This is a genomic window from Devosia sp. A369, assembly GCF_054489345.1.
The window spans coordinates 146,872-161,663 of the sequence record NZ_JBTMWV010000007.1 but is presented as its reverse complement, the minus strand read 5'-3'; the positions used below and the strand labels follow the sequence as shown (position 1 = coordinate 161,663).

At 62.6% G+C, this 14,792-nt stretch carries 13 protein-coding genes; 9 read left to right on the top strand and 4 right to left on the bottom strand.

All coding sequences use genetic code 11. The features are described from left to right. Nucleotides 1–68 precede the first annotated feature (68 nt). Entirely contained in the window at nt 69–1,280 is a 1,212-nt protein-coding gene (locus tag ACX3OZ_RS11385) for an NnrS family protein (RefSeq protein ID WP_459095847.1), read from the bottom strand. Nucleotides 1,281–1,457: 177 nt separating this feature from the next. Between ACX3OZ_RS11385 and ACX3OZ_RS11380 the strand changes: the two genes are divergently transcribed. After that, a complete protein-coding gene (locus ACX3OZ_RS11380) occupies nt 1,458–3,005 on the top strand; it encodes a PAS domain S-box protein (protein ID WP_459104528.1) in 1,548 nt (515 codons plus the stop codon). Nucleotides 3,006–3,008: 3 nt separating this feature from the next. Here ACX3OZ_RS11380 and ACX3OZ_RS11375 read toward each other — a convergent pair whose 3' ends face one another. Next, nucleotides 3,009–3,716, bottom strand: coding sequence for a response regulator (locus tag ACX3OZ_RS11375; RefSeq protein WP_459095849.1), 708 nt, complete (start codon nt 3,714–3,716; stop codon nt 3,009–3,011). 128 nt (nt 3,717–3,844) lie between these two features. Between ACX3OZ_RS11375 and ACX3OZ_RS11370 the strand changes: the two genes are divergently transcribed. From ACX3OZ_RS11370 to ACX3OZ_RS11345, 6 genes are all read left to right on the top strand, one after another. Then, entirely contained in the window at nt 3,845–4,522 is a 678-nt protein-coding gene (locus ACX3OZ_RS11370; protein WP_459104527.1) for a helix-turn-helix domain-containing protein, read from the top strand. 17 nt (nt 4,523–4,539) lie between these two features. Continuing rightward, nucleotides 4,540–4,854, top strand: a complete 315-nt coding sequence (locus ACX3OZ_RS11365) for a hypothetical protein (protein ID WP_459095851.1) — start codon at nt 4,540–4,542, stop codon at nt 4,852–4,854. Between the two features lie 97 nt (nt 4,855–4,951). Then, nucleotides 4,952–6,817 carry an ABC transporter ATP-binding protein gene (locus tag ACX3OZ_RS11360; protein WP_459095852.1) on the top strand — a complete coding sequence of 622 codons (1,866 nt, stop codon included), beginning with the start codon at nt 4,952–4,954 and terminating at the stop codon, nt 6,815–6,817. Between the two features lie 141 nt (nt 6,818–6,958). Further along, nucleotides 6,959–7,141 carry a hypothetical protein gene (locus ACX3OZ_RS11355; RefSeq protein WP_459095853.1) on the top strand — a complete coding sequence of 61 codons (183 nt, stop codon included), beginning with the start codon at nt 6,959–6,961 and terminating at the stop codon, nt 7,139–7,141. A 234-nt stretch (nt 7,142–7,375) separates the two neighbouring features. Beyond that, on the top strand, nt 7,376–8,239 hold the full coding sequence (gene motA / locus ACX3OZ_RS11350; protein ID WP_459095854.1) for a flagellar motor stator protein MotA: 864 nt from the start codon (nt 7,376–7,378) through the stop codon (nt 8,237–8,239). A 21-nt stretch (nt 8,240–8,260) separates the two neighbouring features. Next, a complete protein-coding gene (locus tag ACX3OZ_RS11345; protein WP_459095855.1) occupies nt 8,261–9,181 on the top strand; it encodes a flagellar motor protein MotB in 921 nt (306 codons plus the stop codon). A gap of 41 nt (nt 9,182–9,222) precedes the next feature. Here the strand turns inward: ACX3OZ_RS11345 and ACX3OZ_RS11340 are convergent, their stop codons facing one another. Next, nucleotides 9,223–9,639 (bottom strand): c-type cytochrome, encoded by a 417-nt coding sequence (locus tag ACX3OZ_RS11340; RefSeq protein ID WP_459104526.1) that lies wholly within the window; start codon nt 9,637–9,639, stop codon nt 9,223–9,225. Between the two features lie 3 nt (nt 9,640–9,642). After that, entirely contained in the window at nt 9,643–11,193 is a 1,551-nt protein-coding gene (locus ACX3OZ_RS11335) for a flavin monoamine oxidase family protein (protein ID WP_459095857.1), read from the bottom strand. Nucleotides 11,194–11,499: 306 nt separating this feature from the next. Here ACX3OZ_RS11335 and ACX3OZ_RS11330 point away from each other — a divergent pair, with 306 nt between their 5' ends. Together ACX3OZ_RS11330 and ACX3OZ_RS11325 are read left to right on the top strand one after the other, a co-directional pair. Further along, nucleotides 11,500–12,504, top strand: a complete 1,005-nt coding sequence (locus tag ACX3OZ_RS11330; protein WP_459095858.1) for a LacI family DNA-binding transcriptional regulator — start codon at nt 11,500–11,502, stop codon at nt 12,502–12,504. Between the two features lie 237 nt (nt 12,505–12,741). Next, complete coding sequence (locus tag ACX3OZ_RS11325; RefSeq protein WP_459104525.1) at nt 12,742–14,670, top strand: ABC transporter substrate-binding protein; 1,929 nt, start codon at nt 12,742–12,744, stop codon at nt 14,668–14,670. The last annotated feature ends 122 nt before the right edge of the window (nt 14,671–14,792 follow it).

The following is a 14,792-nucleotide window of genomic DNA, read 5'->3' as shown; positions in this document are numbered from 1 at the left end:
GGAAAACCCCGCACAGTCTTTGATCTGGCGCAATTATCGGGCGCATTGGCCATCGTGCCGCGCCCGGCTCAATCGCCCCGCTCACGGCGACGGCGCAGCAGCACCGGGCCGTATTCAAGGCTGTAGAGCCCGAAGGCGATGATCCAGCACAGGCCGCTGGCCGATAGCAGCTCGGTGGCAAAATCGGGCCAGACGCTGGCGAATGGTCGCAACAGCGCAGTGGCGAGCAATGCGGCATAGCTGGCCGTAGTGGTGCGGGAGGCCATGAGCGGCAGGCCGGTATGGCCGCGTGTCGCCCGGGTCATGATGGCCAGCGTCATGACGCCGATGGCGCCAACGGTGAACATATGCAGCGCCGCTATCGGCTCGACCCAGCCTAGTTGGGCGGCGGCCACGGCGAAAAACCCCGCCGGCACGAAGGCGTAGCCAAGATGCAGCACGAGCACCAGTTTTTCGTCCCAGCACTGCCAGCCGCGCCAGCGGGCCAGCCTCAGTAGATGCAGACCGCCGGCGATAGCGCATCCAATGGCCGCCCAAAGCGTGTCCGGCAGCATCACCCAAAGCGCCAATGCGGCCAGTCCGGTCAGCAATGCCACGGTGTCGAAGCGGCCATAGGGTGTCGGCAGTTTGGTGCTGAAGCGCTTGGCCAGCCAGTTGCGGGTGAAGCTGGGCACCACCCTGCCGCCCATGATCGTGATCAGCATGACGAAGGCGCTGACGCCGAGCCGGTTGGCCAGCGCCGCCTCGCCGCCCCAGGCGACCAGCAGGTGGAAGCCGAGATTGGCCAGTGCCAGCGCCAGAATGCCGGCCAATATCTTGAGGTCCTTCCATTTGCGGCCAGCGGCAATCTCGCGCAGGCAGATGGCGAACAGCACCGGCAGGAAGGCGGCGTCGATGGCGACAGAGAGCGGCAGGCCCAGCAGGTCGGGCGCCAGCAGGGCCAGCCGCCCGGCACACCACAGCGCAAATAGCCCGATCAGCGGCGCGCCCGATACCGGCAGGCGACCGGTCCAGTTGGGAATGGCGGTGAGCAGAAAGCCGGCCAGCGCCGCCGAGCTATAGCCGAACAGCATTTCATGGGCGTGCCAATAGGCCCCGCCATAGCTGCCGCCAATGTCCCAGCCAACGGCAATTGCCCCGATCCACAGCGCCATGGCGAGGATAGCCCACAGCCCGGCGGCGAGGAAAAACGGCCGGAAACCATAGGAGAAAATCACCGGGCCGCTGCGGGCAATGCCGCGCGGGACGGGGGTGCGCTTGACGGTCGGAATGTCGCTCATCGGGCTCGCCTTGAGCAGCCGTGCTCAGCCCGCCCTCTAGCGCAGGGCTTGGCGAGGGTCTTTGTTCCAGCGCAAATACGCTGAATTTATTCGGCGTTGCCTTGGCTGGTTTTTGTTTGTGCCGCGCATGCCCCATCGCTAGGCTTTGCGCGGTGCCGTGTTGAAAGTGAGCCTGACGTGTCCGACGATTTTGAATCCAACCTGTCGCTCGTGGGACAGGCGCGCAAGCTGCAGGCCATTCTGGAATCGGCGGTCGACGCCATCATCACCATCGATGGCAAGGGCCTCATCACCACGGTCAATCCGGCGGCGGCCCGACTGTTCGGCTATGAGCAGGATGAATTTTTCGGGCGCAATGTGCATTTCCTGATGCCCGAGCCCTACCATTCCGAGCATGACGGCTATCTGCATAATTACCGCTCCACCGGACGGCGCAAGATCATCGGCATCGGGCGCGAGGTCAGCGGTCGCCGGCGCGACGGCACGCTATTTCCGATGCATCTGGCGGTGAGTGAATTCGAGATCGACGGTCGGATTCATTTCACCGGCATCATTCACGATCTGTCGGCCCACAAGGCCACCGAACTGGCGCTGCGCCAGGCGCAGAAGATGGAGGCCATGGGCCAGCTGACCGGCGGCATTGCCCATGATTTCAACAATCTGCTAACCGTGATCATCGGCAATCTGGAGATGCTGGAGGGCAAGCTCACGACGCCCCAGCAGCGCGAGTTGACCACCGAGGCGCTTGAGGCGGCCGATCTGGGGGCGCGGCTCACCGCGCGGCTGCTGGCCTTTGCCCGCCGCTCGCAGCTTGAGCCGGAAAGCATCAATCTCAACAGTTTCGTGGTCGGCCTGACCGACATGCTGCACCGCACGCTGGGCGCGACCATCTATCTGTCCAATGCGCTGACGCCCAATCTGTGGTCGGCGCGGGTCGATGCCTCGCAGGTGGAAAGCGCCATCGTCAATCTGGCGGTCAATGCGCGCGATGCGATGCCTGATGGCGGGCGCCTGCTGATCGAGACCGGCAATGTCGCCATTGATGCGGCCAGGTCGAGCCAGCTCGATGGTCTGCCGCCGGGCGACTATGTGCGCCTGTCAGTGTCCGATACCGGCGCCGGCATGCCCGATGCGGTGCGCGAGCGTGCGTTCGAGCCGTTTTTCACCACCAAGGAGCAGGGGCGCGGCACCGGGCTGGGCCTGTCGATGATCTATGGCTTTGCCAAGCAATCGAGCGGCTTGGCCACCATTGAGAGCCTTGAGGGCAAGGGCACCACGGTCACCATTTACCTGCCGCGCTACCGGGTGGAGCCAGTGGAAGGCGTGGCCGGGGAGGGTAGTGATGCCGCCTCCGGCAATGGTCAGGTGATCCTGGCGGTGGAGGATGATGATCGCGTCCGCAAGCTCACGGTCTCGCGCCTGACGCAGCTGGGCTACACGGTGCTGTCGGCGGCCAGCGGCGCCGAGGCCCTGGCTGTGTTGGCGGCTAATCCAGCGGTCGATCTGCTGTTTACCGATGTGGTGATGCCGGGCGGCATGTCGGGCTATGAATTGCGCCTGCAGGTGCGGGAACTCTATCCGCAGATGCCGGTATTACTGACCTCGGGCTATGCCGAGGAACTGGCCGGCGACCTGACCAAAGCCGATAAGGGCCTCAAAATTCTGCGCAAACCCTATCGGCTGGCCGAACTGGCGGCCGCCATCGGCGACGCATTGGCGCGCTAAGGCTCAGCTCCGCAGCGTCTTCGGAGTGAAGCTGTAGCCGGCGCCGCGCACGGTTTTCAGCAGCCTCGGCTGCTGGCTATCGGTCTCGATGAGCTTGCGCAGCCGGGCGATCTGATTGTCGATGCTGCGATCATTGGGGGTCCAGTCATGGCCCTTGAGCAGGTCCATGATCTGGTCGCGGCTCAGCACCCGATGCGGGTGTTGGGAGAAGAGCGCCAGCAGGTCAAATTCACCGCTGGTGATGCGGATATCGCCATCCGGCCCACTCAATTCGCGGCGGTCCAGATCGAGTACAAAGCCATCGAAACCGATTTGGGCGCTAGGGGAGGCCGCATCGCGTGGGGCGGTCCGACGCAGCACCGAGCGGACGCGGGCCAACACCTCGCGCAGGTGGAACGGCTTGGCGATATAGTCGTCGGCGCCGATTTCCAGCCCGACAATGCGGTCGATCATGTCGCCCTTGCCGGTGATCATGATGATGGGCAGGTCCCAGTTCTGCCGCACTGTGCGAGCGATCGAGAGCCCATCGGTGCGGCCCAGATTGAGATCGAGCGTGATCAGGTCGACGCCGCCATCCAGCGCTGTGTCGACCCCGGCCTGATCCACCGCCTCGCTGACGCGGAAGCCCTCGCCCTCAAAACAGCGCCGCAGCATGCGACGGACCTGATCGTCATCGTCCACGACCAGAATGTGGTGCTGCTGATCCGCCATCGGCGCTGTCTGGCTCCGGTTCCGTTACATTCAGTTACAAATCAGTACGCAGGGTCCGCAAGGGTCTTACATAGCGCAGTCTATATGTCTCCAGCGACGCGAATATTGTGCGGGTCCGGGGATAGAACATGCAGCTTTCCACTATCGCATTGGGTGTTGAGACTCAAACGCCCTGGATGGGCGGCGCGGCTAACGCCAATGGCGTCAGGTTGCTGGCAGCTTATGATCCATTGTTTCGTGAGGGCGATGAAACCACTGGATTTTACGAGATTCTCAGCGGCGCGGTGCGGGCCTACAAGATTTTTCCCGATGGCCGCCGCCAGATCGTCACCTTCGCCTTCGCCGGCGACATTGTCGGCTTCGGCCATGGCGATACCTACCGTTTCGATTGCGATGCGCTGACCACAACGCGGGTTCGCGCCATCCCCAAATCCTCGCTGTTGCGCGCCATGCGCGAGCGCCCTGAGCTAGCGGAAAAACTGCTCAAGGTGGCCGGCGATGAAGTGGCCAGCATGCAGGATCTGTCGATCCTGCTGTGCCGCAAGACGGCGGTCGAGCGGATCGCCAGCTTTCTGCTGAGCATGGCCGGTCGGGCCAGCGCGCCAATGGTTGGCCGCGCTCTGCCGCTGCCGATGTGCCGCGCCGATATTGCCGATTATCTCGGCCTCACCATCGAAACGGTCAGCCGCAACATGACGCGGCTGCGCGCCATGCGGGTCATCGATCTGCCCAATCGCGGCAGCTTCGTGGTGCGCGATATGGACCGGCTTCGCCTGCTCGCGCAGTGCGAAGGCGATCTGCATTAAGCGGGTAGGGCAGGCCCATGGATCGGCTACGTCGACGTCTGGCGATCGGCATTTTTGACAATATCGGAGCCGTCGAGACGATCATGGCGCAGCTGGGCGCGCTCGGCATTACCGGGTGCGAATGCTTTGAGTTGACCGACGATGCGGCGCTGGCCGAGCCGGGCAGTATCGCGCTTGACGATGTGGCGCTGCGCGCCGAGAGGCATCTGGTGCTGCGGATCTATCTCGATACCCTGGCCGACGAGCAGCGCGTCGCCAAAATTCTGCTGGACAGCCCGGCCCTCAGCGTCCAGCTGCACGATATCAATCCGCCAATCCCCATCCTGCACTGAGCGGCTGACGGTTCGGGTGCCGAATGCACGCGGCGGGTGGTCGCGCCGGGGCGAATGGCCCTATACAGATAGCCATTGCCGCCATTTTTGGTTTCCGATGACCGTTTTCAGCGTTCTGCATCGGGCTTTCGAGTCCTGGATCGACCCCTTCCGCCAGCCCGTCAGCCTTGAGCCGCCAGCCTCGGGGCCACGCTTTTTCTGGCACTATATTCGCCAGGCCAAGCTGGCCTTTTTGGCGCTGCTGATTCTGGGTGGCGCGGTGGCGCTGATCGAGGCGGCGTTGTTTTATTATGTCGGGCGGCTGGTCGATATGCTCGACGCGGCCAATCAGGGCGCCGGCTGGAACGGGCTGCTCGCGGCCAATGGCACCGAATTGGCGCTCATGCTGTTCGTCGTGCTCGGCGTGCGGTTTTTCGTGACCTGGCTGTCGGCGGCGGTGGAAGAGCAGACGGTCAATCTGGGCTTTTACAATCTGGTGCGCTGGCAGGCCTATGCCCATGTCATTCGCCAGAGCCTGAGCTTTTTCCAGAATGATTTCTCCGGCGCCATCGCCAGCAAGGTCTGGCAGAGCGGCAGCGCCGTGGGCGATTTCATGGTGGCGCTGCTGCAGGTGGTCTGGTTCATCGCCGTCTATGCCATCGCCACGCTGGTGCTGGTGGGGCAGCTCGACTGGCGGCTTGGGGCAGCGGTTGCCCTGTGGATTGCCGCCTTTTCCGGTCTGGCCTGGTATTATGTGCCGCGCATGCGCCAACGCTCGACTGTGGTGGCGGAAACGGCGTCGGCGCTCACCGGGCGGGTGGTGGACAGCTTTTCCAATATCCAGACGCTCAAGCTGTTCGGCCCCAGCGAGGCCGATGACCGCTTCGTGCGGCGCGGCTTCGAGAATTTTCTCGGCGCGCTGACCGGACTGGCGCGCACGCTGGTTGGCGTGCGTTCGGCCATGGGCATGCTGTCGGGCCTGGCCATCGCCGGCATCGGCGCGCTGAGTGTGCATTTGTGGACCCAGGGGCTGATCTCGGTCGGCGGCGTGGCCTTTACCCTCGGGCTGGTGCTGCGACTCTACAATCTGCTGGGCCGGATGATGAACCAGCTCAACGGGCTGATGCGCAATTATGGCACGGCTCAGAATTCGGCCGAGTTGATCGCCCGTCCGCTCGGGCTGGTCGATGCACCGAACGCGGTGCCGCTGCATGTCACGGCGGGCCGGATTCACTTTGAAGCTGTCGGTTTCCACTATGGCCGGCCGGGTGGGATCATCGAGCAATTCGATCTCGATATCGCGCCGGGCGAGCGGGTCGGGCTGATCGGGCGCTCCGGGGCCGGCAAGTCCACCCTGGTCAATCTGCTGCTGCGCTTTTACGATTTGCAAAGCGGTCGCATCACCATTGATGGGCAGGATATCTCCCAAGTCACCCAGGCGTCGCTACGCGCCAATATCGGCGTGGTGACGCAGGATACGGCACTGCTCCATCGTTCTGTGCGCGCCAATATCGTGTTCGGCCGGCCCGACGCCAGCGACGCGGAAATGGTCAGTGCCGCCGAGATGGCCGAGGCCGATGAGTTCATCGACAACCTCGTCGACTTCAAGGGCCGCAAAGGCTACGACGCCCAGGTGGGCGAGCGGGGCGTCAAGCTCTCCGGTGGTCAGCGCCAGCGGGTGGCGATTGCCCGGGTGCTGCTCAAGAATGCGCCGATCCTGGTGCTGGATGAGGCTACGTCGGCGCTGGACAGCGAAGTGGAGGCGGCCATTCAAAGCCAGCTGGAACGGCTGATGCAGGGCAAGACGGTGATCGCCATCGCCCATCGCCTGTCCACCATCGCCGCGATGGACCGGCTGGTGGTGCTGGACCACGGCCAGATTGTCGAGCAGGGGACGCATGCCGAATTGCTGGTGCTAGGCGGGCATTATGCCCAGCTCTGGCAGCGCCAGTCGGGCGGGTTTCTCGATCCCGAAACCCCCTAGGCAGTTCTACGCAATTGGACGGGTTAGGCTTAACAAATCCTTTCGCTTAGTCGGCTGATCGGCTTGTGACTATATGAGCGCCAACAGCGACAGGAGAGGGCTCTGATCAATCTTGAACTTTTGGCTGGCGGGATATTTCTGGTGACCGCCGGCGCCTATTATCTGGAATGTGCGACACGAGCCGCGCTGGCCGTGGATTTCGTGCATCCCGCGCTGGGGCCGGTGACCACGCCGGCTGAGCTGGCCTGGTACTATCGTCCGGCCGAGGTTTTCATGCGCCAGGTTATCCACGCCCGCAGCCAGCGCGGCATCTGGCGGAACTAGTCTTTCTCTTCATCGAAACTGCCACCCGGCGTGCCGCGATTTCGCCGCGCCGGCGCATTCGATTCAACTTTCGGCACCAATCTTACCACTTTTGGCAGGCGCACACCGCAAGGTGATCGCTGCCATGCGTGCGCCGGGGAGGACCAGACCCCGGGGATAACCCACTGTTAAGGTAAACCGACCGATAATGCCCGCCTGGGAACGTTGTCGTCCTCAAGGTGAGTTTCAGGTCTAATGCGTCTTATCATCGGGGTCATCATGGTCGTCGCCTGCGTTATTGGCGGCTATATCGGGGTGGGTGGCCATCTGGCAGTGCTGTGGCAGCCCTACGAATTCATCATTATTCTGGGCGCCGCCATGGGCGCCTATATCATCGGCAATACCGGCGCGGTGCTGAAGCAGACGCTGGGCGTGTTCGGCACGCTGTTCAAAGGCCCCAAATATAACAAGGCGGCCTATGTCGAACTGCTGGGCATGCAGTTCAGCCTCTACAAGCTGGTGCAGTCCAAGGGTATTCTGGCGCTCGAGCAGCATATCGAAAACCCCAGCGAATCGACGCTGTTCGCCCGCTTCCCCACCTTTGCCAATAACCATCATGCGGTGGAGTTCGTTTGCGATTATCTGCGCATGGTGACGCTGGGGTCCAACAACGTCCATGAAATGGAAGCGTTGATGGATGAGGAGTTGGAAACCCATCATCAGGAGCAGGATCGGCTGGTGAGCGCCATTCAGGCGCTCGCCGATGGCACGCCCGCTCTCGGCATCGTCGCCGCCGTGCTCGGCATCATCCACACCATGGGCGCCATTGCCCAGCCGCCCGAAGTGCTCGGCCACATGATCGGTGGCGCACTGGTCGGTACCTTCTTCGGCGTGTTCGTGGCCTATGGCTTTTTCGCGCCCTTCGCGCAGTCGCTGCGCAACACCTATGAGGCCGAATCCAAGTATTTCCTGTCGCTCAAGGTGGGCCTGCTGGCCCATATCTCGGGCCAGGTCCCGGTGATGGCCATCGAATTTGCCCGCAAGGCGCTGATGTCAGAAGACCGGCCGACCTTTGCGGAAATCGACGAGGCCACCTCTAATCTGCCGGCAGCCACCTAAGCCGGGTTCAGGAAAGCCAGAATGGCGAATTACGACCAGCCGATCATCATCAAGCGCGCCAAGCGGCGCAAGCATCCCCATCACGGCGGCGCCTGGAAGATCGCCTATGCCGACTTCGTGACGGCGATGATGGCGTTCTTCCTGCTGCTCTGGCTGATCAGCATGACCACGCCCGAGCAGAAGGAAGGCCTCGCCTCCTATTTCGCGCCCCCCAATATCAGCCCGACCACCAGCGGATCGGGCGGCTTGATGGGCGGCACGGCGCTTGATGATTCGGATTCGCTGATGGCGGGCTCGACGCCGGCCGAAACGGTGGATGCCTCGGTTACGCCCAAGGGCCAGGAATTCGGCACGGTCGAGGGCGCGATGAGCGGCCGCGACCAGTCGGCGGGCAATCCATTCGACACCGCCAAGGCCTCGCAATCCGACCTCAAGGCGACCGAGGATATGGCGTTCCACAGTGCGGCGGCCAGCATTCGCCAGGCCTGGCAGGCCATGCCTGACATCACCGAAATGTCGGATAATCTGCTGATCGAGGAGACCGAAGAGGGCCTCAATATCCGGATCATCGATCAGGAAGGCAGCCCGATGTTTCCAGAGGGATCGAAATATCCCAATGAACCGACGCGGCAGGCGATCGCCGCGATCGCCCCGATCCTGCAGAAGCTGTCCAATCAGGTGCGCATTTCGGGCCATACGGCGGCGGGCGGGGTCTATGCCAATCCGCGCTACGGCTCGTGGGAGCTGTCGGCCGACCGCGCCAATATCGTGCGGCAGATTTTGGGTGAATTCGGGCTCAAGGACGACCGGATCAATTCGGTGGTCGGTCGCTCGACGGCGGAACCGTTCTTTCCCAATGATCCCTATATGGCGGCCAATGAGCGGATAGAAATTACCCTATTGCATGAATCGTCGCCGGTGCCGGCGGGGCTAAAGCCCTAAAAAACACCCGGCGTGGTCGAAACCACGCCGGGCAATTTGGCTTAACGCGCAGCTGCGACCATTTCGGCCGTAGCCGGCTCGTCGGCGTAGTTGTTGCCGAAGTTGGTGCGGATATAGTTCACCACGGCGGCGATCTGCTCGTCATTCATGATCCCGCCCAGCGGTGGCATGGCCTTCTGCCCCTTGACGATCATGTAGATCGGGTAGTCAGCGAATTCGAGCGTCTCGTTATCGGCCAGTGCCGGATAGGCCCCGGCGCCGACAGCGCCTTCACCCTTGGACATGTGGCAGCTGGCGCAAACGGCTTCGTAAAGCCCCTTGCCCGTCTGCTGGGTCAGCACCGACGAGCTGCCGAACCAGGCCTTGCTGTCATCGGCGGCGGCGTCCTGCGCCAGGGCGGCGCCGGTTGCCAGCATGCTGACCAAAGCGGCAGCGGCGGCGATTTTAGTGAAGTTCATCGATTATGCTCCTGCTGCGGTGGTGGCTTCGGCGTGCAGGCGGGTGATCGCGTCGAGCGACGAGAGCACGGCACCTTCCATCCAAGCCGGCAGATAGGACAGGTGCTCGCCGGCGCAGACGATGCGGCGGTCCATGGACACGCCGTCCTGATACTGGGCTTCCTTGTCCTGCCAGGTGCCGTTGCAACCCAGCGTCCACGGCACGCGGTGCCAGGCGACAGCCACACCAGCCTTGAACTCTTCCTGCATCTGCGGATGAATCTGGCTGCCATATTCGAGGGTGTGCTGGATACGATCAGCCGGCGTCATCGACGAGAACTGATAGGCCGTTGCGCCCCAGGAATAGGCCCCGAGCAGAACGCCGGGCTTGCTGGAGAGGTAGTCGTTGGACGGGTAAGAAATCTGCGAGATCGGCAGGTCGGTATAGGTCGAGCCGCCGTAGATATGCTCGTCTTCTTCCCAGAACCGGCGATTGAACTCGAGGCCGACCTTGATGGCGGTCGCGTAGGACATCGTGTTGATGACGTCCGAGAGCGGACCGGAGAAGTCGTGGTCGATCTGGCTGAGCACCGAGAAGGGGATGGTGCAAACGCAGTAATCCGCCGTCGAAGTCGCCTCGGCCCCGCCATTGGCGCGGTCTTCATAGGTGACGGTGACGCCGGTTTCGTCCTGACGAATGGCGGTGATCTTCTTGTTGTAGCTGACCAGGTCGCCAAGGTTTTCAGCCATTGCGCGCGCGATCATGTCCATGCCGCCCTTGGGCTGGAAAATCGGCATCGAGCCATTGAGGCCTTCGCTGGTGGCCAGACGGCTCCACAGACCCGAATCCAGCAGCGTGGTCAGATCCATGATGTCGTTGGCGATTGGTGCGCCATCGACGCCGCCGCCCGGTGCACGCTCATAGCCGCGACGCGCGCTGGCCGTGTTGCCCGAGACGTATTCGTTGTCGCTGTTGAGCGCGCCGAAGGTGCGCAGTGCGGCGAGCAACTGGGTCTTGTCGGTGTCCGACAGCACTTCGTCCAGTGCACCCTGATTGGTGACCTTCGACAGCAGATCGGAGATGTGGCCGCGGAAATCGGTGTTGATTTCGCGGTAGCGCACCGGCTTGCCGTCGAGGGCTTTGCTGGAGTGCACATAGGAGAAGTTGTTGATCTGGATCAGCGGCTCCAGCTCGACGCCGAGGCGGCGGCAGTAGTCCATGATGCCGTAGTGGTTGTAGGGCACGCGCCATGGGCCGGGATTGAAATAATTGCCTTCGGCAAAATCGACGGTCTGGGTTTCGCCACCCAGTTCCTCGAAGGTGTCGCCGGCCCGCAGGGTCCAGCAACGGCCGCCCGCAACGTCGCGGAATTCAAGAATTTCGACTTCATAGCCGGCGTCGCGCAATTCCATTGCCGCAACCATGCCGGCAATGCCGGCGCCGAGAACCAGCACCTTGGCACCAGCGGGCGCCTGACCAAGCTTGATCGCGCCTTCATATGGCGAGGCCTGGGCCAGACCCATAGCGCCCATCGCCTGATACATTACTGCTGCGCCACCAACTGCGCCGATCATGGAAAGAAATTCTCTCCTGGTCGGAATTATAGTGTTTTTGTCTTCCATTGCCTTTGTTCTCCAAACGTGTGGCTTGACCGGTTATCGGCCGGAGGGGCAAAAAGGTCAATGTCACCGAACGGTTCAGCCACAGGTAAGAGGCTGATCACATTGGGTTTTGCACTGGCTGGGCCGCAGCCGGTGGCCGGCAATGCGCCAGCCCCTTGGACGCCTTGGCGGGGGAAGGGGCGAGGGGGATAATTTCACGCGGGGCTTGCGCTGCTCAAAAAACGCAAATATTGCGTAAAGGAGAAGCAAGGAGCTGCCGTGGCCAAACAGAGACGCGCGAACCAGACCGATATCGCGGAGCGCCTTGGCGTTTCGGTGAGCACCGTGTCGCGCGCTTTGGCCAATGAGATCGGCATCAGCGATGCGGTGCGGCGCGATGTGCAGCGCATGGCGCGGACGCTGGGCTACAAATCCAAACACAATACGCTGCCGGCGGGCGGCGATAAGCGCGCCGTGGCGCTGGTTCCGCTCGGGGGCGCGACCAGTGGGCTGTCGGGGTTTTACTTCGGCATTGTCGAGGGCATGCGGACCCAGGCGGCCGAAGCCGGAATGACGCTGGATCTGCGGCTGGTCAATGAAGCGGCGGTAACGCTGGAACTGATCCAGAAGCAGATCGAGCAGGCCGATGCCGGTGGCTTGCTGCTGGCCGGGATCGACGCCTGGGACGAGCTGGCGGCGTGGTCGGCGGAAGCCGGAACGCCGGTGGTGCTGGTCAATGGCAGCGACCCGAAAATGCGGGTGAGCTCGGTGTCGCCAGCCAATTACTACGGCGCCTTCATGGCGACGCAGCGGCTGCTGGACGCCGGGCACCGCAAGATTTTGCATTATACCCACCGCTACCGGCCGACCATTCGCCAGCGCCAGCGCGGCTTCGAACAGGCCATCGCCATGACGCCGGGGGCGGTCGGCACCATCGTCAATACCGATGAGCGCCATACCGGGGAATTGCTGGCCGATATGCTGGCCCTGCGGCACGATATCACCGCGGCTTTCATCTGGAACGACATCGCGGCGGTGGAGATGCTGGAAGGCATTTATGATCCGCAAAGCCCCTTGCCGCCGAACTTTTCCATCATCGGCTTCGATGATTTGCCGCTGGCTGGAATGGCGACGCCACGGCTGAGCACGGTGCGGGTCGAGCGTGAGGCGATCGGGCGCGGCGCGGTGCGGTTGCTGGCCGAGCATATGGATGGCGAACGCGCCGTGCAGCAGCTCGAAATCGGCGTCAGCATGGTCGAAGGCGAGACGGTCTTTACCGTCTGAGCGGGGCGAGAAGCCACCGTATTCACCGCAAAAATGTTAGCGGACGGCGCGCCTCGACCCGGTGAAAGAGCGCCTTTCCCCGCCATAGGCCATTGGCCCGACAATGCAAAATGAGCAAATTTGCGTTATTTGCGTGATTTACGCAAAATACTTGCGATTGCGCAAAACCTGACCTAACTTGCGTCTGCGTCACGAGGCGCCGGGCCGGAAGCAGACGGCCGCAAGGGAGGAACATCCATGAACAGAACTTTACGCAGGTCGGGCGTGCATGCCGGCCGTGTCGTTAGCGGCGCGCTCACCGCCGTATTGATGCTGGGCAGTGCCGCCATCGCCCAGCAGCAATCGCCGATGCTTGATGCGGCTGTGGCCAGTGGCGAACTGCCGCCGGTCGCCGAGCGCCTGCCGACCAATCCGCTGGTCATCGATCCGGTGGAAAGTGTCGGCGTCTATGGTGGCACCTGGCGCTCGGCGTTGCGCGGCGGCCTCGACAATGCCTGGATCGGCCGCACCGTGGCCTATGACGGCCTGGTGCGCTACGATCGCAAATGGAAGCAGATCATCCCCAATCTGGCAGAGAGCTGGGAAGTCAGTGAAGACTCCCGCGTCTATACCTTCAAGCTGCGCGAGGGGCTGAAGTGGAATAACGGCACCCCGTTCACCAGTGCCGACATCGCCTTCGCGGTCGAACTCTTCAGCGAGCCCAGCTACGGCGTGGGCGGCTTCATCAAGGATCCGAAAAACCCTGTCAGCGTCGAAGTGGTCGATCAGACCACGTTCAAATTCGTCTTCCGTGATCCCAATGGCGTGATCATGGACGAGCTGGCCAGCATCAACGGACTGACCGTGGTGTCGCTGAGCAAGGACTATTGCGGCCAATTCCACCCCAAATACAACCCGGACGCTGTCGCGCAGGCCAAGGCCGCCGGCTTCGAGACGTGGGAGTTGTGGATTGGCAATCGCTGCTCATGGGCGACGGAAACCATCCGCTTTGCCAATCCCGAGCTGCCCTTCATGAATGCGTGGATGATCGACGTGCCGCTGACCGGCGACGCGAGCCGCACCACCTTCGTGCGCAATCCCTATTACTGGAAGGTCGACACCGCCGGCAATCAGCTGCCCTATATCGACCGGCTCGATATGCGCGTCTCGGACTCGCTGGAAGAGCTGACGCTGATGGCGCTGAATGGCGAAATCGACTTCCAGGATCGTCATATCGCCACCGTGGCCAACCAGCCGCTGTTCTTCGACGGACAGGAAACCGGTGACTATCGGCTCGGCGCCAACATCCCGGCGAGCATGAATACCATGACGCTGCAGTTCAACATGAACCACGTCGATCCGGCGCGCCGCGCCGTGTTCGGCAACAAGGACTTCCGCATCGGCGTCAGCCATCTGATCGACCGGCAGGAAATCATCGATGTGGTGTTTACCGGGCAGGGCGAACCCTTCCAGGCCGCGCCGCGCCCTGAATCGCCGTTCTATGACGAGGAAATGGCCAAGCAATATACCGAGCTGGACCTCGAAGCGGCCGATGCCGCGTTCCAGGCCGCCGGCCTTGGCCCCAAGAATGCCGATGGCTTCTACACCATGCCGGACGGTTCGCCGCTGGTCGTCACCATCGACACCATCGCTGCCTTCCGCACCGAATGGACCGACATGATGGAGCTGATCCAGCTGCAGATCGAAGCCGGTGGCATCGATATCGAGCTGAACAATATCGACCGCACCCTCTATTACGACAAGCGCCCGCTCGGCGACTATGACGCCCAGATCTGGCAGGGCGACGGCGGCCTCGATGTGGTGCAGGAGCCACGCTACTACATGGCTTCGGGTGACGAATCCGTCTGGGCCTATCGCTGGGCCCAGTGGTTTAACGGCTCGCGTCCGGAAATCGCCGAAGAGCCCGCCGATTGGGCCAAGCAGCAGATGGACAAGATGAAGCTGCTGCGTGGCGAGGGTGACCCGGCCAAGCGCGATACGCTGATGAAGGAAATCCTGGCCCTGGCCAAGGAGAACTTCCCGGTGATCGGCATCAGCCTGCCCGGCAATGGCTATTACATCGCCAAGAACAATATGCGGAACATCGCTGAACCGATGCTGCACGCCTATCTGTTCCCCACCCCCGGCCCCTACGATCCGTTCCAGTGGTACTTCGCCGCTGAGTAACGGCCTCCCGCCCCTCGCGGCGCTCCCCGCGCCGCGAGGGGAATATCGCCCACCGATCTGTACCTCCCCCTTGACGGGGGAGGCTAGGAGGGGGTGACGGCGAGCCCCGATGCTTGGGGCGC

Bases quoted from the DNA above. Each gene is read 5' to 3' on its own strand.
- ACX3OZ_RS11385 (WP_459095847.1), bottom strand. From the start codon at position 1,280: ATGAGCGACATTCCGACCGTCAAGCGCACCCCCGTCCCGCGCGGCATT.
- ACX3OZ_RS11325 (WP_459104525.1), top strand. From the start codon at position 12,742: ATGAACAGAACTTTACGCAGGTCGGGCGTGCATGCCGGCCGTGTCGTT.
- ACX3OZ_RS11360 (WP_459095852.1), top strand. From the start codon at position 4,952: ATGACCGTTTTCAGCGTTCTGCATCGGGCTTTCGAGTCCTGGATCGAC.
- motA (WP_459095854.1), top strand. From the start codon at position 7,376: ATGCGTCTTATCATCGGGGTCATCATGGTCGTCGCCTGCGTTATTGGC.
- ACX3OZ_RS11370 (WP_459104527.1), top strand. From the start codon at position 3,845: ATGCAGCTTTCCACTATCGCATTGGGTGTTGAGACTCAAACGCCCTGG.
- ACX3OZ_RS11340 (WP_459104526.1), bottom strand. From the start codon at position 9,639: ATGAACTTCACTAAAATCGCCGCCGCTGCCGCTTTGGTCAGCATGCTG.
- ACX3OZ_RS11345 (WP_459095855.1), top strand. From the start codon at position 8,261: ATGGCGAATTACGACCAGCCGATCATCATCAAGCGCGCCAAGCGGCGC.
- ACX3OZ_RS11375 (WP_459095849.1), bottom strand. From the start codon at position 3,716: ATGGCGGATCAGCAGCACCACATTCTGGTCGTGGACGATGACGATCAG.
- ACX3OZ_RS11365 (WP_459095851.1), top strand. From the start codon at position 4,540: ATGGATCGGCTACGTCGACGTCTGGCGATCGGCATTTTTGACAATATC.
- ACX3OZ_RS11335 (WP_459095857.1), bottom strand. From the start codon at position 11,193: ATGATCGGCGCAGTTGGTGGCGCAGCAGTAATGTATCAGGCGATGGGC.